We start from the raw sequence: 20,708 nt of genomic DNA, 5'->3' as shown, positions 1-20,708 counted from the left end.
GTTCGTCAACCTTTTTTGAAAACTTTTTTGAGATTTTGTTTGCCTCTGTCGCAGGGCCCAGCTGGTTTACGCAACACAACACTTTGTGCGTCCAGCACAGCCCCACCGGCATGCCAAGGGCTCCCCTATTAGGGGAGCTGGCACGCGAAGCGTGACTGAGAGGTTTACTTCACGGCCAGGTTGACCAGACGGCCCTTGACGTAGATCTCCTTGACGACCTGCTTGCCCTCCAGAGCGGCGGCAACAGCGGGGTCAGCCTTGGCGGCGGCAATGGCGGCAGCAGCATCGATGTCGGCAGCCACCTTCAGGCGGGCCTTCACCTTGCCGTTCACCTGCACGGCGATCTCCACGGTGCTCTCCACGCACTTGGCCTCTTCGTACTGGGGCCAGGGGTAGTAGGCCAGCTGCTCATTGTGGCTGTGGCCCAGCTTCTCCCACAGCTCCTCGGTCATGTGGGGAGCAAACGGGTTCAGCAGCTGAACAACGGTCTCCAGCTCGGCCTTGGTCGCACCGCCGTTGTCGTACAGGGCGTTGACCAGCGTCATCAGCTGGGCGATGGCGGTGTTCATCTTCAGGCCCTCGATGTCAGCGCCCACCTTCTTGATGGTCTGGTGCATCAGGGTCTCAATGGCGGGGCGATAGCCCTCGCCCTCCACCAGCTTGTCGGACAGCGCCCACACGCGGTCGAGGAAGCGGTTGCAGCCGGCAATAGCAGAGGTCTGCCAGGGTGCGGCCTGCTCAAAGTCGCCCATGAACATCTCATACAGACGCATGGTGTCGGCACCGTACTGGTCCACCACCTCATCGGGGTTGATGACGTTGCCCAGGCTCTTGGACATCTTGACGATGGGATGGCGTGCCATCTCGCCGTACTTCTCTTCCAGTGCCTTTTCGGCGGCCTTCTGGCTGCCATACTCCTTCAGCAGCTTCTCCTGCTCGTCAGCGGGCAGGTTGACAAAGCTGTGGGGGTTCAGGCCCAGGATCATGCCGTGGGCGGTGCGCTTCTGGTAAGGCTCGGCAGTGGGCACCACGCCGATATCGTACAGGAACTTGTGCCAGAAACGGCTGTACAGCAGATGCAGGGTGGTGTGCTCCATGCCGCCGTTGTACCAGTCCACGGGAGACCAGTACTCCAGCGCCTCCTTGGAGGCCAGAGCGTCCTTGCAGTGGGGGTCCATGTAGCGCAGGAAGTACCAGGAGGAACCGGCCCACTGGGGCATGGTGTCGGTCTCGCGGGTGGCGGGGCCGCCGCAGCAGGGGCAGGTGGTCTTGACCCAGTCGGTGTGGCGGGCCAGCGGGGACTCACCATCGGGGCCCGGCTCAAAGTCGGTGATGTCGGGCAGGGTCAGGGGCAGGCTGCTCTCGGGCAGGGGCTGCCAGCCGCACTTTTCACACTTGACCATGGGGATCGGCTCGCCCCAGTAGCGCTGACGGCTGAACACCCAGTCGCGCAGCTTATAGTTCACCTTGTCGCAGCCCTTGCCGTTGGCTTCCAGCCACTCGATCATCTTTTTCTTGGCATCGGTCACAGACAGGCCGTCCAGGAAGCCGGAGTTGACCAGCGTACCGGTGGCAACATCGGTAAAGGCAGCCTCGTCCAGATTGGACTCGGTATTGCCCTTGACCACCTCGATGATGGGCAGGCCGAACTTCTTGGCGAACTCCCAGTCGCGGGTATCGTGGGCGGGCACAGCCATGATGGCACCGGTGCCGTAGGTGGACAGGACATAATCAGAGATAAAGATAGGGATCTGCTTGTCGTTGACGGGGTTGATGCCCATCACGCCCTCCAGCTTCACGCCGGTCTTTTCCTTGTTCAGCTCACTGCGCTCGAAATCGCTCTTGCGGGCAGCCTCTGCCTGATAGGCCGTAACGGCATCCGCATTCTTGAGCAGGCCCTTTTCCAGCCACTCCTTGACCATGGCGTGCTCCGGGGAGACGACCATGTAGGTAGCGCCGAACAGGGTATCGCAGCGGGTGGTGTAAACCGTCAGGGTATCGCCTGCGGTGGTACCGAAGTTCACCTCTGCACCATGGCTGCGGCCGATCCAGTTCTTCTGCTGGGTGGCAACGCGCTCGATGTAATCCAGACCATCCAGGCCGTCGATCAGCTTGTCGGCGTAAGCGGTGATTTTGAGCATCCACTGGCTCTTGACCTTATGCACGACCTCGCTGCCGCAGCGCTCGCACACGCCGTTGACAACTTCCTCGTTTGCCAGCACGCACTTGCAGCCGGTGCACCAGTTGACGTTCATTTCCTTCTTGTAGGCCAGGCCGTGCTTGTACAGCTGCAGGAAGATCCACTGGGTCCACTTGTAGTACTCGGGGTCGGTGGTGTTGATCTCGCGATCCCAGTCAAAGGAGAAGCCCAGCGCCTTGAGCTGCTCACGGAAGTGATCCACATTCTTTTTGGTGACGATGGCCGGGTGGATGTGGTTCTTCATGGCAAAGTTCTCGGTGGGCAGACCGAAGGCATCCCAGCCCATGGGGTACAGCACGTTGTAGCCGTTCTGGCGGCGCTTGCGGCTGACCACATCCAGGGCAGTATAGCTGCGGGGGTGGCCCACATGCAGGCCCGCACCCGAGGGATACGGGAACTCCACCAGCGCATAGAACTTGGGCTTTTTGTGGTCGATCTCGACATGGAAGGTCTTTTCGTCCTCCCACACCTTCTGCCACTTGGCCTCAACGGCCTTGTAATCATACTTCATAGCTTTCAATCACTCCTCATATTCGGCAGCCGCCCTTGCAGGCAGGGAAGCTTACAGACTGTTTTCCGGGGTCAGATATTCCGAGATATCCATGGGCTCACCATCGGCCCACAGATGTTCCAGATCATAGTAGGTGCGGGTGTTGGGCACAAAGACGTGCACGATGACGCTGGAATAATCCAGCAGCACCCAGTTCTTGGAGTCGAAGCCCTCGGTGGTGTAGGGCTCGATGCCCTTCTGAGAAAGCTCGTACTCCACCTCGTCGGCCAGAGCACCCACCTGGGTGGTGGAGGTGCCGGAAGCAATGACGAAGTAATCGGTCAGAACGGTCAGGCTCTCCACTTTGAGCACGCGGACATCCACGGCCTTTTTCTTATCCAGGATCTTTGCGATCTCAATGGCAAGGGTCTTGCTGTCGATCTTGTTTTCCATAAAAGTCTCCTCTCTGGTTTGTTACTGTCCCGCGGCCTGGCCGTCGGTGGTGGTCGCACCTGCCACGTCGGTATCGCCGCTCAGGATGGCATCATCGGACTCCTTGTCCAGCTGTCCCACGAACTGGACATTGGCGCTGGTGGAAGCGGTGCCGTGGGGCCAGTTGTTGGTCACAAGGTTCATTTCCTCGGCGCTCACGGGGCCGGTGTAATTGCGGAAATAGGTGTTCAGCAGCTCTGCAATGGAACCGGCATCCGGCACCACGCAGGAGTAGCCGTCAAAGCTGCTGGTCTTGCCCACATTGGGCACGCCCATGAACACAGGGGTCTGGGCCAGCATGATGTTCCCACTGTCGATGCGGGTAAAGGACACCAGCATCTTGGCAATGGTGGTCAGATCCATATCCGTGTGGATATAGTTGTTGAAGATCAGGGGCAGCTGCGCAATGACATCGGTCACGCCCATGCTGCGTACCCGCTTGAACAGGCCGGCATAGAAGTAGCGCTGCATGTTCAGGCGGTCGATATCCGAGTTGGCGTAGCCCTCGCCGTGGCGGCAGCGGACAAAGAACTCTGCCGATGCGCCGTCCAGGTTGCGGTAGCCCTGCTTCAGGACACTGCCCGCAAAGGACATATCGTGGGGGATATACACCTCGATGCCGCCGAAGTTGTCCACCATTTCCACCAGTGCCTGCATATCAATGGTCACATAGTAGTCGATGGGCAGCTTGTACTGATCATAGATGACCTCCGCCAGCGCGGCAATGTCGCCGCCGTTGGAGAGGGCCACCGAGTTGATCTGATAGTTGGTAGCCGCGTAGGTCTTGCCGTTGGAAAGGGTGATCTTGCGGTTCTGGGTCGCAACAAGACTGTTGCGGGGGATCTGCAGCATCCGCAGGGCACCGCCCTTGATATCGAACTGGCAGTACAGGATCATATCCGTCATGCCGTCGTTGCTACCGTCCGAGGAATAGGCGCGGCCCTCCTCATAGTCGATGCCGCAGACAAGGATGTTCACCACATCGCCCTTATACTCCTCCAGCGTCTGGATCTCCTCCACCAGCGAGGTCGCGTTCTCCTCGGGCTTCAGATTATCCTCCACCTTGTTCACCATGTTCACGGCGTAGACCACCACGCCCGAGATCACGGCCAGCACCGCCAGCGTCACAGCCATCGGCAGCCACACGGGGGTCTTTTTCTTCTTTTTGCGGCGGCGGGGGGCATCAGCGGGGGCCGCGTGCCGGGGCGGCTGACTGCCGCCGTTGCCGCCGCGTCCGCCGCCCGCGCTCTGGCGGGGCGGTTCCGGCCGCTGGGGTGCGGGCTGTTCGTTCTGGAAGAAATCCGGCTGCCCGGACAGCGACACCTGATGCAGGGCTGAGGCCTCCGTGGGGCGCTGCTCCGTGGGACGGTTCAGCGAGCGGTCTGTATTGATATGACGCGGACCTTGACTCATTCGTTCGGTTCCTCCAGCTTTTTTATTCCGACAGAGACTGTCGTCATGTTCCATAGTATAACATTCTTACCCACAATCTGCAATCGGTATTCTTTTCCGGAGCAGGGTGTGTGCAGAAAAACAGGCTCACCCGGCCTTTGCAGCCCGGGCATCCACCTCTGCTTTGATCTCATCGTAGGCCGCCTTGGACATGGGATCCAGGGGCTTGTCCTGCGAGAGCACAAAGTCATTCGTCTGCCTGAGGGCTGCCAGCATGGCCAGATCCAGATCCTTCAGCTCCAGCTTGCGCAGCTTGTTCACCCCGGGCCAGTCCCGCTCCTTGCTGGACATATCCGCCAGATAGACGATCTTATCCAGCCTGCTCATGCCGGGCTTGCCCGCGGTGTGGCAGGCAATGGCCGAAAGCACAGCCTCATCCTCCACGCCCCACTCGGTGCGGGCCAGGATGGCGGCGCAGATGCCGTGCCACACCGGGGTGGGGCGCTCTTCCCCGCCCTCGGCCAGTTCCGGGTGGGCCCGCATGATGGCGCGCATCTCGTCCTTGCTGATCTCCTTGGCCGAGTCGTGCAGCAGGGCGGCCAGCGCGGCCTTGTCCTCATCCACGCCATACCGCTTTGCCAGCTTGACGGCCATTTTTCTCACGTTCAGGGTATGCTCGTAACGCTTGTCACTCAACCGGCCGCGCACAAGCTCCTTTGCCTGTTTCAGATTCATGGTTTCCGCTTTCCCCTCTGTCTGCCCGGTAAAGCCCCTCCCGCCGGATGACCCGGCGCACGAGGGCGGGCAGTTCATTTTCACACGCTTCCCCTGCTGCAAGGCGGGCACGCAGGTTGCTGCTGGCCATGGGCAGAGCCTCGACCTGTGCAAACAGGATGCGGGCCCCGGTGGGGTCCATCTGCTTTGCCTTGGCGTGAAGCTCCGGCGCGTCGCCGACATTCCGGCTCGTGACCACCAGCCGGGCCAGCCGCAGGATCTCCTGCCAGCGGTGCCAGCTGTCAAAGCTCAGCAGCATATCGCTGCCCATGGCCATGTACAGCTCGGCCTCCGGGTAAGTCCGGGCCAGCATTTCCAGCGTGAGCACCGTATAGTTGCGCCTGCCCAGCGCGGCCTGCTCCACCTCCCAGCCGCTGACACACAGCGCCGGGACAGCCCCCTCCGCTTCCAGTGCACGGAAGCACGCGCACATCTCCACCCGGGCGCTGCCGGGGGCGGCGGTGGACTGCTTGAAGGGGGAAAGCCCCGCAGGCATCACCACCACCCTGTCCGGGCGCACCCGGGCAGCGGCGGCGCGCAGATTGTTCAGGTGGCCGTTGTGGGGCGGGTCAAAGGTGCCGCCGTACAGCAGGAGCCTCATTTCAGCAGGTCAGCGTAGGCGCTGTCCTTCTTCTTCTGCAGATAGAGCACGAATTTGGAGCCGATGACCTGCACGCAGTCGGCACCGGTGGCCTCTGCCAGCTTGACAGAAGCCTCACGGGCGTTGTACATGCTGCTCTCCAGCACCTTGAGCTTGATCAGCTCCCGGGCATCCAGGCAATCCTTCACGCCCTGGATCATGGTCTCGTCGATCTCACCCTTGCCCACGATGAAAACGGGGTCCATGGTGTTTGCCTTGCCGCGCAGAATGGCGCGCTGTTTGCTCGTCAACATAATTTTTTCTCCTTTTATTTCAGAAATTCAGGTAATTCTTTTTCCAGCTTTGCCAGCGCCACACCACGGTGGCTGATGGCATCCTTTTCGTCCGGGGTGAGCTGGGCATAGCTGCGTCCCTCGGTATTGGGGCGCTTTTCCGCCTTGCCCACGCCGCATTCATCTGGGATGAACAGCGGATCGTAGCCAAAACCGTAATCACCCGCCAGGCGCGCAAAGGCCACCTTGCCCGGGCACTCGCCCCGGCAGGTCAGGTGCCGGCCGGTGGGCAGGATAAAGCAGACAGCGGCCACAAATTTTGCACCGCGCTGTTCCGCCGGGACATCCTGCATATTCTCCAGCAGCTTGTCGTTGTTGGCCTCATCGTCGCCGTGGCGGCCGCAGTAGCGGGCGCTGTACACACCGGGGGCACCCTCCAGCGCATCCACACAGAGGCCCGAGTCATCGGCGATGGTGGGCAGGCCGCTGGCTTTGCAGATGGTCTCGGCCTTGATGAGGGCGTTTTCCTCAAAGGTGGTGCCGGTCTCATCGGGTTCAATGGTGATGCCCAGCTCCTTCTGGCTGACCACCTCGTGGCCCTGCGCTTCCAGAATGCGCCGCAGTTCACGGAGCTTACCGGCGTTGCCGGTCGCTGCACAAATTTTCATCTTCCGCGCCTCCTCAATGCTTCCACTGCCGGGGCAGCAGCTCTTCCACATAGCCCTCCGGGGTGAAGGGGATCAGGTCATCGATGCCCTCACCCACGCCGATGAACCGCACGGGCAGGCCCAGCCGCTGCTTGACCGCCACGACACAGCCGCCCTTGGCGGTGCCGTCCAGCTTGGTCAGGATGATGCCGGTGGCGTTTGCCGCCTTGCAGAACTCCCGGGCCTGGCTGATGGCGTTCTGGCCCGTGATGGCATCCAGCACCAGCAGGGTCTCCAGACTGGCCTCGGGGCTGGCCTTTTTGACGCTGCGGCTGATCTTGGAAAGCTCTGCCATCAGGTTTGCCTTGTTGTGCAGGCGGCCTGCGGTATCTGCAATGACCAGATCATAGCCGCGCGCGGTGGCCGACTTGACCGTGTCAAAAATGACAGCGGCGGGGTCTGCGCCCTCGCCCGCCTTGACAAGGGGCACACCCGCCCGGTCGGCCCAGATCTCCAGCTGCTCGCTGGCGGCGGCACGGAAGGTATCGCCTGCAGCCAGCATGACCTTTTTGCCCTGACGGGTATAGAAATCGGCCAGCTTGGCAATGCTGGTGGTCTTGCCCACCCCGTTCACGCCGATGACCAGAATGACGGCGGGGCTGCCGCTCAGGTCCATCTCAGCTTCGGGGCGCATCTCATCGGCAATGAGGTCGCGCAGTTCATCGCTGGCCTGCTCACCGGTTTTCAGACCCTTCTCGTTCACCCGGTCCCGCAGCTTGTCCACCAGTTTGATGGCCACTTCACCGCCCACATCGGCCAGAATGAGCTGCTCTTCCAGCTCATCGTAAAGATCATCATCGATCTTGCTGCCGGTGAGGGTATTCATAATGTTGCCCCAGAAGCCCGTGCGGGTCTTTTCGAGGCCGTCTTTCATCTTATCTTTTTCTTTTTTGCCAAATCCAAAGAGGCCCATTGGTTCTCTCCTTTGTTTTGCTGTTTCTATCCGTGATGGCAAAACCCGCCATTTCACGATTTGCGCTCAGTGCTGCCCGGTATGCCAAGGGCTCCCCTACTAGGGGAGCTGGCGAGCGAAGCGAGACTGAGAGGTTTAATCTATTATACCTACGAAACCAGCGTCGCGTCAACCTGTTCCAGATCCAGCTTGAGCAATTTCGACACGCCGTCCTCCTGCATGGTCACGCCGTACAGGACGTTGGCGGCCTCCATGGTGCCGCGGCGGTGAGTGATGACGATGAACTGGGTCTTGTCGCTCACCCGGCGCAGATACTGTGCAAAGCGGCTGACATTGGCATCATCCAGGGCGGCTTCGATCTCGTCCAGGATACAGAACGGTGCCGGGTTGACGGCCAGGATCGCAAAATAGATGCTGATGGCCACCAGCGCCTGCTCGCCGCCGGAAAGGGCTTCCAGGTTCTTGATGACTTTGCCCGGCGGTGCCACCTGAATGCCGATGCCGCAGGAAAGCACATCGCTTTCATCCTCCAGCACAAGGCTGGCTTCGCCGCCGCCAAACAGCTCGGCAAAGATGCGTCCGAAATTTTCGTTGATGGCCCGGAAGCTGTCGGTGAAGATCTCCTTCATCTGGCCGGACAGGCTGGCGATCATCCGCGTCAGCTCGTTCCTGCTGCCCTCCACATCGGCCACCTGAGCGCTCAGGGCATCGTACCGCTCCCTGACCTCCTGATATTCCTCAATGGCGCTGACGTTTACATTGCCCAGCGCCCGGATCTGGTTGCGCAGATCGGCCACCTGCGCCCGCAGGGCGGGCAGGCTGTCGAACTCCACGCAGAGTTCCTCGGCCTGGCTCACCGTCAGCTGGTATTCATCCCAGAGCTTGGCGGCGGTGGCATCGTATTCGCTCTCAGCGGCCGCTTTCCGCTCGGCCAGACGGGCCATCTCCCGGCCCATCTCCTCGCGGCTGTCGGCAGCAGTGCGGGCCCGGGCCAGTGCCTCGGTCTCGGCCTGCTGGCAGGAAAGCCGCTGTTCGGTGGCCTTCCGGATCTCGGCTTCCTTCGCTTCAATCTCCGCCCGGCTGTCGGTCTTGGCCTTGCGGATGGCCTCGATCTCGGCCCGGCAGGCATCACTGCGGGCGGCAAGGGCGGCAAGGCTCTCTTCCAGAGCGGCCCGGCGGCTCTCGGCATCCCGGGTGCGCTGTTCCAGCGCTTCGATCTGCGCCTGCGCCAGCTCGGCATCCTTCTGGCGGCCCACCTGTTCCAGCCGCTTGGCGCTCACCTGCTCGGCCAGCGCCCGCTGCCGGGTCAGAAACGCATCGTCTCCCTCGGCAATGCGGTTCAGCTCGCCCGATTTTGCTTCGATCTCCCCGGCCAGCGCAGCTTCCTGTGCTTCGGCCTGCGCGGCCTTTTCCCGGCTGTCAGCCAGCTGGGTGTTCAGGGTGTCGATCTCCTTCTGCCGCGCGGCAAGGGCCGTCTCGGCCTGCTCCATGGCGGCTTCCAGCCGCTTGCGCTCTGCTTCGGCCCGCACACGGTCGTTGGCGGCAGTGATCTGCTCACTGCTGGCGGCAGTCAGCTCTGCGTTCAGGGCATCTGCCTGCTGTTTGCACTGGTCGGTCTTTTCCTGAGCGGCAAGGCACTCCTTCTGCAATTTCGCAGCCTTGACCCGCAGCTCCTCCAGCTCCTGCTTGCGGGTGAACAAACCCGCGCTGCGCTGGACACTGCCGCCGGTAAAGCTGCCGCCCGCATTGACCACCTGACCATCCAGCGTGACGACCTTGCTGCGGAAACCGTTGTCCCGGGCCACACGGGAGGCCTCGTTGATATCATCCACCACGATGATGCGGCCCAGCAGATTGGACACGATGTCACTGTACCGTGCATCGGCCTGGACCAGACTGCTTGCCAGCCTTGCCGAGCCGGACAGTTTTCCCCGGAACACGCCGGGCTGGACTGTGTCCAGCGGCAGGAAGGTGGCGCGGCCCGCGTTCTCGCTCCGCAGCAGGGCGATGCCTGCCTTGGCGGCGGCTTCGTTCTCCACCACGATGTTCTGCAGGGCACCGCCAAGCGCGGTCTCAATGGCGACCTCCCGGCCCGGCTCCACCCGCAGGATGGAGGACACCGGCCCGATGATGCCCCGCAGCCGCCGGGCGGATGCCGCCCGCATCACGGTCTTGACGGAGTTCTGGTAGCCTTCCATGTTCTTTTCCAGCTCCCGCAGCACGGAAAGCCGCTGACGGGCGGCATCCAGCTCCCGGTTCAGCTGCTGTTCGGCACGGTCGGCTTCCTCCAGCGCGGCGCGGCGGTTCTTCAGCTTGAGTTCCAGACCGGCCCGGATATTTTTGAGCTGCTGCTCATTCTCGGCCAGCGTAGTGAGGTACCGCACGGTATCCTCCAGATCCTGCTTTGCGTCGTCCCGCTGGACCGCCAGCACCTCGGCGGCTTCTTCCAACGCAGGCAGACGGCTCAGGGCCGTCTCGGCAGCAGCCTCGGCGGCGGCCTGAGCCACCTGCGCTTCGGTGTGCCGGGCCGTCAGGGCCGCCACCTCGCCCCGCAGGGTATCCCGGCGGGCACCGCTCTGGTCGTTTTCCCGGGTCAGGCGCACCAGCTCGTCGTTCAGGGCATCCAGCTCTGCGGCCAGTTTCCGGCCCGCCAGCTCCATGCTCTTTGCCACAGCGCGGTGGCGTTCCAGCGCGGCGGCGGCCTCGGTGCTGTCCTGCTGCCCGGCGGCGATCTCTGCCCGCAGGTCTGCGGCGCTTTCCTCGTTGCGGGCAATGTCGTTTTCCAGCACGGCGATCCGGCTCTCGCTGCCGCTGATCTGCTCGGTGATGCTGCGGATATCCCCATTCAGGCGCTCGACCGCAATGGTCAGCTGTTGTGCCTGCATCCGGATCTCCTCAGCCTCGCTCTCGGCGGCTTTGGTCTGGCGGTCGAACCGCTCATAATCGGCCTGGGCTGTCTCGTAATCCCGCACCTGACGGCGCACGGCTTCCTTGGCCCGGTGCACGCCGTCCGTCCACAGGGTCACCTCCAGCGTTTTGCGCCGGGCGCTCAGTTCCAGAAACTTCCGGGCCTTTTCGCTCTCTTTTTCCAGCGGGCCCACCCGGGCCTCCAGCTCGCCCAGGATATCCCGCAGGCGTTCCAGATTTTCAGCGGCGGCGGCAAGGCGGCGCTCGGCCTCGTTTTTGCGGTAGCGGTATTTGGCAATGCCGCAGGCTTCCTCAAAGATCTCCCTGCGCTCGCTGCTCTTGGCCGCCACGATTTCGGCAATGCGGCCCTGCCCGATGACCGAGTAGCCATCGCGGCCGATGCCGGTATCCAGCAGCAGTTCATACACATCTTTCAGGCGGCAGATCTGCCCGTTGATGCTGTACTCGCTCTCGCCGGAGCGGTAATACCTGCGGCCGATGGTCACCTCGTCCGCTTCCACATCCAGCGCGTGGCTGCTGTTGTCCAGCGTCAGGCGCACCTGAGCAAAGCCCATGGCCCCCCGCCGCCGGGTGCCGCCAAAGATGACATCCTCCATCTTTCCGGCGGCGCGCAGCTGGCGTGCGCTGGTCTCGCCCAGCACCCAGCGCACGGCATCGGACAGGTTCGACTTACCCGAACCGTTGGGGCCCACCACGCCGGTCACGCCTTCGTCAAAGGTGATCTTGACCTTATCGGGAAAGCTCTTGAAGCCCTGGATCTCCAGTTCCTTGAATACCATTTACTTTTCCTTTATCACGCCCAGGAGCTTGAGGGCTTCGCGGGCGGCGTGCTGTTCGGCCATCTTCTTGCTGCGGCCCTCACCCCGGGCGACCTTATCGGAGTTGAAGCGGACAGCCACCACGAAATGCTTGTCGTGGTCGGGGCCGGATTCCTGCTCCACCACATAGCTCAGCCGCTCCTCGGGGTTCTGCTGGACGATCTCCTGCAGGCGGGTCTTGTAATCGGCCTCAGCGTGCTTGCCCTCGGTGATGAAGGGCAGGATGAAGCTCTTTGCCACCTCCATGCCGCCGTCCAGATACAGGGCAGCGATGACGGCCTCAAAGGCATCGGACACCACGCTGGGGCGGGTGCGGCCGCCGCAGCGCTCCTCGCCCCGGCCCAGGCGCAGATACTCGCCCAGATTGATCTCCTGCGCAAACTGGAACAATGCGCCCTCGCTGACCAGGCTGGAACGGATGCGGGTCAGGTCGCCCTCGGGCCGGTCGGCGTAGGCGTGAAACAGATAATCTGCCGAGACGATCTGCAGCACGCTGTCGCCCAGAAATTCCAGCCGCTCGTTGTGCTGCACCGGCGTGCGGCTCTCGTTGGCGTAGCTGGTGTGGGTGAGCGCCGTCTCCAGCAGCTTCGGATTCTTGAACTTGTAACCAATAATTGTTTCCAACTGATGGCTCATATCTCTTTGCTCCCTTGAATCTTTTTGGTATCCTCGCCCTCTCAGGCCGCTTCGCGTCCAGCTCCCCCAAAGGGGGAGCCTGCACAGCACCCTGGAAAGCACCAGCTGACCGTCACCCGCCATTGCCTCTCCCTTTGGGAGAGGTGGCATCGCGTCAGCGATGACGGAGAGGGCAAGGCCGCTTTCCTTACTCCTTGTTCAGCTCATCCAGCGCGCTCTGCATGGTGCCGCACAGGTCGTTCTCCACGCAGATCTTGGCCTGCCGGATGGCGTTCTTGATGCCCTTGGCCTTGGAGGAGCCGTGGGCCTTGATGACCGGCTGCTTTGCGCCCAGGAAGGGTGCGCCGCCGTACTCCTCGCTGTCCATCTGGTGCTTGAGGCTTCCCACGCCGCTCTTGAGCAGCAGGTAGGCGATCTTGCCGCCGAGGTTTGCCAGGAACATCTCCTTGAGCATCCCCAGCAGCATCTTGGCCACGCCCTCGGTCAGCTTGAGGATGACATTGCCGGTAAAGCCGTCGCAGACCACCACATCCACATCACCGTTGGGCACGTCACGGGGCTCGATGTTGCCCACGAACCGGATGCCCGGTGTTGCCTTGAGCAGCTGGTGGGCTTCCCGGAGCATCGGGGTGCCCTTGCTCTCCTCGGCACCGTTGTTTGCCAGCGCCACGGTGGGTGCGGTGCGGCCCTCCACCTTGTTGACATAGCAGCTGCCCATCACGGCAAAGGCTGCCAGCATCTCGGGGCGGCACTCCACGTTCGCGCCGCAGTCCAGCAGCAGATAGGCCTTGTTTTTGGCCGGCACCATGGTGGCCAGGGCCGGGCGCTTTACGCCCTTGAGGGTGCGCACAATGAGGCTTGCGCCCACATGGAGCGCGCCAGTGCTTCCGGCAGAGACAAAGGCATCGCCCTTTCCCTCCTTCAGCAGGTTCAGGCCCACCACGATGGAGGAATCCTTCTTGCTGCGGATGGCCCTTGCAGGCTCATCACACATCTCAATGGTCTCGGTGCAGTTGACCAGCTCGATGCCGTCCAGCGGGATATTGTGCTCGGCGGCCGTCTTGCGCACCAGCTCCTCGCTGCCCACGCCGATGACCTGCACACCGTACTCCTTCACAGCCTGTGCGGTGCCTTCCAGCACAGCCAGCGGGGCGTTGTCGCCGCCCATCATATCAACGATAATTTTCATAAACGTCGTCCTTTCTTGGTCAGCGTCCTCACCCTCTCAGGCGCTTCGCGCCAGCTCTCCCAAAGGGAGAGCCGATTGCGGCCCATGGTCAGCACCTGCTGAATCTGGGATATGCGTTGCCTCTCCCTTTCGGGAGAGGTGGCATTGCGAAGCAATGACGGAGAGGGCAAGCCCGTTTCCCGTTTAGAATTCAGTTGCATCCAGCCACTGTTGGAAGCTGGCCACGGCACGCTCGGCCACGGCCATGTAACGCAGGCGCTTGTCACGGGGACGGCTCTCGGCCGGCAGCGGGGGCAGGATGCCCATATTCGCGCCCATGGGCTGGAAATGTTTGTTCTCAGTGGTCAGATACTGGATCAGCGCGCCGCACATGGTATCCACCGGCGGCGGGGGCAGCTGCCTGCCCTCCAGCCGGGCGTAGATGCTCCGGGCTGCCAGCAGGCCGCAGGCGGCGCTCTCCATATAGCCCTCAAAGCCGGTGATCTGGCCCGCAAAGAACACGTTGGGGTGCTCCTTCAGGAACAGGCCCGCGTCCAGCACACGGGGCGCATCCAGGAAGGTGTTGCGGTGCATGACACCGTACCGCACGAACTCGGCATTTTCCAGGCCTGGGATCATGCTGAACACCCGCTTCTGCTCGCCCCACTTGAGGTTGGTCTGGAAGCCCACGATATTATAGAGGGTGCGTTCCTTATTCTCGGCGCGGAGCTGGACATTGGCCCAGGGGCGGTGGCCGGTGTTGGGGTCCACCAGACCCACCGGGCGCAGGGGGCCGAAGCGCATGGTATCAGCACCCCGGGCGGCCATGATCTCAATGGGCATACAGCCCTCGTAGACCGTGACGGTATCTGCTTTTTTGCCGTGGGCATCGGGGTCGGGCTGCGCACCCTGTTCCGCACCGGCATCGAAGGCATGGAGCGGGGCACGCTCTGCCGAAGCCAGCGCGGCATGGAAAGCCTCATACTCTGCCTTATTGAAGGGGCAGTTCAGGTAATCGGCCTCGCCCCGGTCGTACCGGGAAGCGGCGAACACCTTGTTGTAATCCAGACTCTCGGCCGTGACGATGGGAGCCACGGCATCATAGAAATGGAGCCGCTCATCGCCGGTCAGGCGGCCGATCTCGTCGGCCAGCGCACCATCGGTCAGGGGGCCGGTGGCCACCAGAATGGGTGCACTCTCATCGATGTGCTCCACCTGCTCCCGCACCACAGTGATGTTGGGGCACTCCTCCACCCGCCGGGTCACGGCGGCGCTGAATGCGTCCCGGTCCACGGCCAATGCGCCGCCCGCGGCCACACGGGCCTCCTCGGCGGCTTCCAGCAGCTGGCTGCCCATTCGGCGCATCTCCTCTTTCAGCAGGCCGGAAGCAGAATCCAGACGCTCGGCCTTCAGGCTGTTGGAGCAGATCAGCTCCGCAAAGCCCGCGCTCTTGTGAGCCGGGGAAAAGTGGGTGGGTTTCTGCTCGTAGAGCGTTACCTGAACGCCCTTGCCCGCCAGCCACAGCGCCGCCTCGCAGCCTGCCAGACCGGCACCCAGTACAGTTACTTTGTAACTCATAATTTCATCCTTCAGCATCCTCGCCCTCTCAGGCCGCTTTGCGTCCAGCTCCCCCAAAGGGGGAGCCTGTGCAGCATCCCGGTCAGCAGCAGCTGCCCGTTTGCCGCCATTGCCTCTCCCTTTGGGAGAGGTGGCATCGCGCAGGCGATGCCGGAGAGGGCGAGACAGTTTATCGGTTTGATCAATCCTTCTTCGGCACCGGCATCTCAAAGCCGCAGCCTTCTTTTGCGCAGTAGAGCTTGGAGCCCTTGCGGAACAGGGTGGAGCCGCACTTTTCGCACTTGGTGGGCACCGGGGTATCCCAGGTCATAAAGTCGCAGTCGGGGTAGCGCTCGCAGCCGTAGTAGATGCGGCCCTTGGCGCTCTTGCGCTCCAGCATCCGGCCCTTGCCGCACTTGGGGCAGACACCGCCGGTGTCCTTGACCAGACGCTTGGTGCCCCGGCACTCGGGGAAGCCGGAGCAGGCCAGGAACTTGCCGTACTTGCCCACCTTGATGACCATGGGGCGGCCGCAGAGGTCGCAGACCTCGCTGGAAGGCTCGTCCGGCACCTTGACCTTCTTGCCCTCCATGTTCTTTTCGGCCTGTTCCAGGCTGGCGGCAAAGCCCTGATAGAAATCATCCACGGTCTTGTGCCAATCGGCCTTGCCGCTCTCGATCTTATCCAGGTTCTTCTCCATCTCTGCCGAGAAGTCCACGTCCACGATATGGGGGAACTGCTCCAGCATCAGGCCGTCCACGGCGCGGCCCAGCAGGGTGGGCTTGAGCTTTTTCTGCTCCCGCTCCACATAGCCGCGGTCGATGATGGTGGTGATGATGGGCGCATAGGTGGAGGGGCGGCCGATGCCATTTTCCTCCAGCGCCTTGATCAGGGTCGCTTCGGTGTAGCGGGCGGGGGGCTGGGTGAATTTCTGCTCACTCTTCAGCTCCTTGAGCTTGAGCAGCTGGCCCTGTTCCAGCGGGGGCAGGCTGGTCTCCTTCTTTTCCTTTTCATCGGTGGCTTCCTCGTACAGCACGGTAAAACCATCAAAGGTCACGGTGTAGCCGCTGGCCTTGAAGCGGTAGTCCCCCGCGTACACGGTCACGCTCACAGTATCCTGCTGGCAGTCTGCCATCTGGCTGGCCATAAAGCGGCTCCAGATCATCCGGTAGAGCTTGGCGGTATCGCCGCTGATGCTCTTGTCCACCTCGTCAGGGGTCAGCCCCGGCACCGAGGGACGGATGGCTTCGTGGGCATCCTGCGCAGCGGTCGCGCTCTTGGTCTTCCAGGTGCGCTTGTAGGTGCAGATATACTGTTCGCCGTAAGCGTCCGCAATATACTCCTTTGCAGCGGTGACCGCTTCATCGGAAATGCGCAGGCTGTCGGTACGCATATAGGTGATCAGACCCATGGTGCCGTGGCCCGCGATGTCCACGCCTTCGTACAGGGTCTGGGCGGCACGCATGGTACGGGTAGCCGTAAAGCCCAGACGGCGGGAGGCCTCCTGCTGCAGGGTACTGGTGATAAAGGCCGGGGTGGGCTGCTTGGCCCGCTTGCCTTTTTTCAGTTCGCCCACGGTATACTCGGCACCCTCCAGACCCTTTTCGATGGCCCGGGCCTCTGCCTCGTTTTTGGGCAGCAGCTTTTTGCCGGTGCTGTCGGAGGCCAGGCGGGCGGTAAAGCTCTTGTGGCCGGTGCCCAGCGTGGCATCCACGTTCCAGTATTCCTCGGGCTTGAAGTTCTCGATCTCCTTCTCGCGGTCATCGATCAGCCGCACCGCCACGCTCTGGACACGGCCCGCCGACAGGCCCCGGCGCACCTTCCGCCACAGAAAAGGGCTGAGCTTATAGCCCACCAGACGGTCGAGGATGCGGCGGGCCTGCTGGGCGTTGAACAGATCCTCATCGATGGCACGGGGATTGGCCATGCCCTTCTGCACGCCCTTTTTGGTGATCTCGTCAAAGGTCACGCGGTTGGGCTCGTGGGGGTCCAGCCCCAGGATATTGGCCAGATGCCAGCTGATGGCCTCTCCCTCACGGTCCGGGTCGGTTGCCAGCAGAACGCCGTCGGCCTGCTTGGCTTTTGCCTTGAGCTCCTTGATGAGCTTGGATTTATCCTTGATATTGATGTACTGGGGGGCGTAGTCATGTTCCACGTCGATGCCCAGCTGGGACTTAGGCAGGTCCCGGATGTGGCCCATGCTGGCCGTGACCTCGTAATCCTTGCCCAGATATTTGCCAATGGTCTTCGCCTTTGCCGGCGACTCCACGATTACCAGTTTTGCCATGGTTCTCTTCTCCTATATTATAAACTCCCAGCCTGACGGTGGTAGTAAAACCCAACGAAATGCCAAGGGCTCCCTTATTAGGGGAGCTGGCGAGCGTCAGCGAGACTGAGAGGTTTCATTCAACTTAAATTGCGCAGTTCAGCGCAGAATATACCGCTTGCCGGGCAGGCAGGTCACACGGCCCGCCAGCTCCAGCTTCATCAGGGTGCCCAGCAACAGGCCGGTGGGCAGGCCGCTTGCAGCACCCAGCTCCTCCACGCCCTTTGCCTTGGGGCCGATACAGGCCAGCACCCTGCGCTCGGTCTCGCTCATGGGGTCAGGCGCAGAGCGCACCACTGCCGGAGCCGCCGCACCCCGCAGGCCCAGCACCCCGAACAGGTCGCCGGGTTTGCAGACGGCTTTGGCCCGGCCCTCCCGCAGCAGGGCGTTGGTGCCCGCCGAGTTGGGCGAGTAGATGCTGCCCGGCACCACGAACACCGGCTTGCCATACCGCTCGGCATGGTTGACTGTGGACATGGTGCCGCTCTTTTCCTGCGCTTCCACCACCACCAGCGCCGAGGACAGCGCCGCAATGAGCCGGTTGCGCTGCAAAAAGCCATTGGGGCCAACGGGGCCGCTCTCGGGCGGGTACTCACTGATCACGCAGCCTTTTTGCTCGATCTTTTTCCGCAGCTCCCGGTTGGAGGCCGGGTAGGTGCGGTCAATGGGCACACCCAACACCCCAATGGTGGGGCAGTTTTCTTTCACCGCGGCCCGGTGCCCGGCGCTGTCCAGCCCATCGGCCAGACCGCTGACGATGATGGCCCCGTTTTTGGCCAGCCCGCTGCCCAGATCTGCCGCCGCCTGCAGGCCGTACTCGGTGGGCCTGCGGCTGCCCACCATCCCCACAGCCCCCGGCTCATTGAGCCAGAGGGGGTCGCCGGTGCAGTAGAGCACCAGCGGCATATCGGGAATGCGGGAAAACGCCAGCGGGTAATCCGGGTCGTCATAGGGCAGGATGCGGATATTCCGCGCCGCACACCGCCGTGCAAAGGCCCGGTAATGCGCTGGGGTGTTGTCGGGCAGGTTGGCCCGGGCAAAGGCCGGGCTGCCCACCGCTTTGCGGAACGCATCGGAATCCCGGTTCTCCCAGGCCTCCTGCGCCCCGCCAAACACATCCAGCACCCGGCCTGCATGGCTGCTGCCCGCCCCCAGCGTGTTAGCCAGCCAGAGCCAGCAGAGCAGCGGGTCGGGGGCCGGTTCGGGCGGGAAAAGACTGGTCTGGCCGAAGCCGGGCCCGGTCACAGGCTCTCCTCCCGGAAATGCCACAGCAGGATGCTGCCCGCAATGCCGGCGTTCAGGCTTTCCACCCGGTCGGTCATGGGGATGCGCACAGTGCCGCTGCAGGCGGCAATGGTCTCTTCTGTCAGGCCCTGGCCCTCGCTGCCGATGACTACGCAGACACCGCCCGGGTAGCCGGGCCGGGCCGCGCTCAGGGGCTGGCTCTGATAGAGTGCCGCCGCAAGGCAGGTGATATTCTTTGCCCGCAGGGCGGCAATGGCGGCAGGCATTGCCCCCACCTCCATCACCGGCACCCGCACGGCGGCCCCCATGGAGGCCCGCAGGGTCTTGGGGGCAAACACGCTGGCACAGCCATCGCTCAGCAGCACACCGTCAAAGCCAAACGCGGCGGCAGAGCGCAGCAGCGTGCCCACGTTGCCGGGGTCCTGCACCCGCTCAAGCGCCAGATACCGCCCGCCGGTCTTTGCCTCGTCCAGCGTGTGCACCGGGGTGCGGAAGATGCCGAACACGCCCTGATGGGTGCCCACATCGGCCAGCTTATCGGCCACATGGTCCTCCACCAGATAGTGCTCCCCGGGCAGCCCGGCCAGCTCCGGGCACTTTTCCAGCGCTGCCTCGGTGCAGAACAGGGTCTCCAGCGCCGCGCCGCGGCAGAGCTCCGGGCAGAGCTTGCGGCCCTCGGCCAGAAATTTCCCCTCACTGCGCCGGAACGCCCCGCTGGAAGCAAGGCGGCAGGCATATTTGATCTTTGCGTTTTCCCGGCTGGTGATCTTTTCCATGCGGTCCTCCAGAAGATACAAAAATATACAAAAAGGACGCCCGCGTATTTTACTACGCGCGGGCGTCTTTCAGGTCTTTATCAGGCGTTCTTCACGGTCTCGACCAGAGCAGCAAAGCTCTGAGGATCGTTGATGGCCATCTCGCTCAGCATCTTGCGGTTCAGCTCGATGCCTGCCTTCTTCAGGCCAGCCATGAAGGTGGAGTAGTTCATGCCCAGGGGACGAACTGCATTGTTGATGCGGCAAATCCACAGGTTGCGGAACTGACGCTTCTTCATGCGGCGGCCAGCCAGAGCGTAGTTGCCGCTCTTCATGACCTGCTGCTTGGCCATCTTAAAGTGCTTGCTCTTGCAGCCATAGAAGCCCTTAGCCAGCTTCAGCATCTTCTTACGACGTTTGTGAGTCATGGTTGCGCCCTTGATACGTGCCATTTTTTATATCTCCTTTAGTTATCTCTTAGAATGTCTTTGCCTGCGGCTCGCACTTAGGCGTAGGGCAGCATGCTCTTGATGGTAGCGGCGTTGGTCTTGTCAACGTAGTTGGGCTGACGGTAGCCACGGGTCAGCTTGGTGGTCTTCTTGGTCAGGATGTGGCTGCGGAATGCGTGGCCGCGCTTGATCTTGCCGTTCTTGGTCAGCTTAAAGCGCTTCTTAGCGCCGGAATGCGTCTTCAGTTTCATCTTAGCCATTTTAGTTTCCTCCTAAAATTAGTCCTTATTGGGTTTCGGGATCAGCAGAATGGACATCGTGCGGCCCTCGAGCACCGGCGGCTTATCCATGCTTGCCTGGGGCAGAGCCTCGGCAAAGCGTTTCAGCACGTCAGCACCCAGAGCACTGTGCGCCATCTCACGGCCGCGGAAGCGGATCGAAGCCTTCACCTTATGACCAGCGGCCAGGAACTTGGCGGTCTGGTTCAGCTTGGTGTTGAAGTCGTTGGTGTCAATATTGAGCGAAAGGCGGGTCTCCTTGACCTCGACCACTTTCTGGTTCTTCTTGGCTTCCTTCTCCTTCTTCTGCTGTTCAAAACGGTATTTGCCGTAATCCAGCACCTTGCACACAGGCGGGGTAGCCTGCGGTGCGATCTTGACCAGATCGAGCCCGGCTTCTTCTGCAGCGCGCATGGCCACCTGAATGGACACAACGCCCTTCTGCTCGCCATCGGCACCGATCAGGCGAACTTCACGATCACGGATCTGACCGTTGATCTCCAGTTCCTTCGACTTTCCAGCGGTAGCGATAATGAATGCACCTCCAAACAATAATCCATAGTGTTGCAATATTTGGCATAGAAAACGCGGCCGCCCATTTGCAGGACAGCCGCGCGAAATTTCACACAAAAGCGCAGTTCGTTCAAAGAATCGAACCGTGTTTGGGTATAGCCCGGGGATTCCGACCCCACAAGGCGAGCGCGGCA

At 62.1% G+C, this 20,708-nt stretch carries 18 protein-coding genes; all 18 read right to left on the bottom strand.

Annotated elements, in window-relative coordinates:
• Positions 1-164: 164 nt before the first annotated feature.
• Positions 165-2,711: a leucine--tRNA ligase gene (gene leuS, locus J3352_RS05455; protein WP_005932892.1), complete on the bottom strand. Its 2,547-nt coding sequence runs from the start codon at positions 2,709-2,711 to the stop codon at positions 165-167.
• Positions 2,712-2,762: 51 nt separating this feature from the next.
• Positions 2,763-3,143: a ribosome silencing factor gene (gene rsfS, locus J3352_RS05450; RefSeq protein WP_005932891.1), complete on the bottom strand. Its 381-nt coding sequence runs from the start codon at positions 3,141-3,143 to the stop codon at positions 2,763-2,765.
• Between the two features lie 21 nt (positions 3,144-3,164).
• A complete protein-coding gene (locus J3352_RS05445) occupies positions 3,165-4,595 on the bottom strand; it encodes an LCP family protein (RefSeq protein ID WP_227622307.1) in 1,431 nt (476 codons plus the stop codon).
• A 126-nt stretch (positions 4,596-4,721) separates the two neighbouring features.
• Positions 4,722-5,309 (bottom strand): bis(5'-nucleosyl)-tetraphosphatase (symmetrical) YqeK, encoded by a 588-nt coding sequence (gene yqeK / locus J3352_RS05440; protein ID WP_156066040.1) that lies wholly within the window; start codon positions 5,307-5,309, stop codon positions 4,722-4,724.
• Entirely contained in the window at positions 5,263-5,949 is a 687-nt protein-coding gene (gene nadD, locus J3352_RS05435; RefSeq protein ID WP_005932886.1) for a nicotinate (nicotinamide) nucleotide adenylyltransferase, read from the bottom strand. The genes yqeK and nadD overlap by 47 nt, the downstream gene beginning before the upstream one ends.
• Positions 5,946-6,242 (bottom strand): YhbY family RNA-binding protein, encoded by a 297-nt coding sequence (locus J3352_RS05430; protein ID WP_005932885.1) that lies wholly within the window; start codon positions 6,240-6,242, stop codon positions 5,946-5,948. The genes nadD and J3352_RS05430 overlap by 4 nt, the downstream gene beginning before the upstream one ends.
• Positions 6,243-6,256: 14 nt before the next feature.
• The gene (gene rdgB, locus J3352_RS05425) at positions 6,257-6,889 is read right to left on the bottom strand and encodes an RdgB/HAM1 family non-canonical purine NTP pyrophosphatase (RefSeq protein ID WP_005932884.1); all 633 of its coding nucleotides are present in this window, start codon (positions 6,887-6,889) and stop codon (positions 6,257-6,259) included.
• A gap of 13 nt (positions 6,890-6,902) precedes the next feature.
• Positions 6,903-7,841: a signal recognition particle-docking protein FtsY gene (ftsY, locus tag J3352_RS05420; RefSeq protein WP_156066042.1), complete on the bottom strand. Its 939-nt coding sequence runs from the start codon at positions 7,839-7,841 to the stop codon at positions 6,903-6,905.
• A gap of 149 nt (positions 7,842-7,990) precedes the next feature.
• Positions 7,991-11,548, bottom strand: coding sequence for a chromosome segregation protein SMC (gene smc, locus J3352_RS05415; protein WP_156066044.1), 3,558 nt, complete (start codon positions 11,546-11,548; stop codon positions 7,991-7,993).
• Positions 11,549-12,223: a ribonuclease III gene (gene rnc / locus J3352_RS05410; RefSeq protein ID WP_005935533.1), complete on the bottom strand. Its 675-nt coding sequence runs from the start codon at positions 12,221-12,223 to the stop codon at positions 11,549-11,551.
• Positions 12,224-12,410: 187 nt separating this feature from the next.
• Positions 12,411-13,412 (bottom strand): phosphate acyltransferase PlsX, encoded by a 1,002-nt coding sequence (gene plsX / locus J3352_RS05405; RefSeq protein ID WP_117476292.1) that lies wholly within the window; start codon positions 13,410-13,412, stop codon positions 12,411-12,413.
• Positions 13,413-13,595: 183 nt separating this feature from the next.
• Positions 13,596-14,972: a methylenetetrahydrofolate--tRNA-(uracil(54)-C(5))-methyltransferase (FADH(2)-oxidizing) TrmFO gene (trmFO, locus tag J3352_RS05400; RefSeq protein ID WP_156066097.1), complete on the bottom strand. Its 1,377-nt coding sequence runs from the start codon at positions 14,970-14,972 to the stop codon at positions 13,596-13,598.
• Positions 14,973-15,150: 178 nt separating this feature from the next.
• Complete coding sequence (gene topA, locus J3352_RS05395) at positions 15,151-17,235, bottom strand: type I DNA topoisomerase (protein WP_097786436.1); 2,085 nt, start codon at positions 17,233-17,235, stop codon at positions 15,151-15,153.
• 138 nt (positions 17,236-17,373) lie between these two features.
• Positions 17,374-18,519 carry a DNA-processing protein DprA gene (gene dprA / locus J3352_RS05390; protein WP_156066046.1) on the bottom strand — a complete coding sequence of 382 codons (1,146 nt, stop codon included), beginning with the start codon at positions 18,517-18,519 and terminating at the stop codon, positions 17,374-17,376.
• Positions 18,516-19,295, bottom strand: a complete 780-nt coding sequence (locus J3352_RS05385; RefSeq protein ID WP_005935549.1) for an RNA methyltransferase — start codon at positions 19,293-19,295, stop codon at positions 18,516-18,518. The genes dprA and J3352_RS05385 overlap by 4 nt, the downstream gene beginning before the upstream one ends.
• 80 nt (positions 19,296-19,375) lie before the next feature.
• Positions 19,376-19,726 (bottom strand): 50S ribosomal protein L20, encoded by a 351-nt coding sequence (gene rplT, locus J3352_RS05380; RefSeq protein ID WP_005935552.1) that lies wholly within the window; start codon positions 19,724-19,726, stop codon positions 19,376-19,378.
• 53 nt (positions 19,727-19,779) lie between these two features.
• A complete protein-coding gene (gene rpmI / locus J3352_RS05375) occupies positions 19,780-19,983 on the bottom strand; it encodes a 50S ribosomal protein L35 (RefSeq protein ID WP_005935556.1) in 204 nt (67 codons plus the stop codon).
• Between the two features lie 18 nt (positions 19,984-20,001).
• On the bottom strand, positions 20,002-20,553 hold the full coding sequence (gene infC / locus J3352_RS05370; protein ID WP_005935558.1) for a translation initiation factor IF-3: 552 nt from the start codon (positions 20,551-20,553) through the stop codon (positions 20,002-20,004).
• Between the last annotated feature and the right edge of the window lie 155 nt (positions 20,554-20,708).

Origin of the sequence: Faecalibacterium sp. Marseille-Q4164 (assembly GCF_017377545.1) — a bacterium.
GTDB lineage: Bacteria > Bacillota > Clostridia > Oscillospirales > Ruminococcaceae > Faecalibacterium > Faecalibacterium duncaniae.
This window is presented reverse-complemented; position numbering and strand designations above follow the sequence as displayed.

What these genes read in the sequence shown, in the direction of transcription:
- leuS (WP_005932892.1), bottom strand. Translation starts at nt 2,711, where the DNA reads ATGAAGTATGATTACAAGGCCGTTGAGGCCAAGTGGCAGAAGGTGTGG.
- rsfS (WP_005932891.1), bottom strand. Translation starts at nt 3,143, where the DNA reads ATGGAAAACAAGATCGACAGCAAGACCCTTGCCATTGAGATCGCAAAG.
- J3352_RS05445 (WP_227622307.1), bottom strand. Translation starts at nt 4,595, where the DNA reads ATGAGTCAAGGTCCGCGTCATATCAATACAGACCGCTCGCTGAACCGT.
- yqeK (WP_156066040.1), bottom strand. Translation starts at nt 5,309, where the DNA reads ATGAATCTGAAACAGGCAAAGGAGCTTGTGCGCGGCCGGTTGAGTGAC.
- nadD (WP_005932886.1), bottom strand. Translation starts at nt 5,949, where the DNA reads ATGAGGCTCCTGCTGTACGGCGGCACCTTTGACCCGCCCCACAACGGC.
- J3352_RS05430 (WP_005932885.1), bottom strand. Translation starts at nt 6,242, where the DNA reads ATGTTGACGAGCAAACAGCGCGCCATTCTGCGCGGCAAGGCAAACACC.
- rdgB (WP_005932884.1), bottom strand. Translation starts at nt 6,889, where the DNA reads ATGAAAATTTGTGCAGCGACCGGCAACGCCGGTAAGCTCCGTGAACTG.
- ftsY (WP_156066042.1), bottom strand. Translation starts at nt 7,841, where the DNA reads ATGGGCCTCTTTGGATTTGGCAAAAAAGAAAAAGATAAGATGAAAGAC.
- smc (WP_156066044.1), bottom strand. Translation starts at nt 11,548, where the DNA reads ATGGTATTCAAGGAACTGGAGATCCAGGGCTTCAAGAGCTTTCCCGAT.
- rnc (WP_005935533.1), bottom strand. Translation starts at nt 12,223, where the DNA reads ATGAGCCATCAGTTGGAAACAATTATTGGTTACAAGTTCAAGAATCCG.
- plsX (WP_117476292.1), bottom strand. Translation starts at nt 13,412, where the DNA reads ATGAAAATTATCGTTGATATGATGGGCGGCGACAACGCCCCGCTGGCT.
- topA (WP_097786436.1), bottom strand. Translation starts at nt 17,235, where the DNA reads ATGGCAAAACTGGTAATCGTGGAGTCGCCGGCAAAGGCGAAGACCATT.
- J3352_RS05385 (WP_005935549.1), bottom strand. Translation starts at nt 19,295, where the DNA reads ATGGAAAAGATCACCAGCCGGGAAAACGCAAAGATCAAATATGCCTGC.
- rplT (WP_005935552.1), bottom strand. Translation starts at nt 19,726, where the DNA reads ATGGCACGTATCAAGGGCGCAACCATGACTCACAAACGTCGTAAGAAG.
- rpmI (WP_005935556.1), bottom strand. Translation starts at nt 19,983, where the DNA reads ATGGCTAAGATGAAACTGAAGACGCATTCCGGCGCTAAGAAGCGCTTT.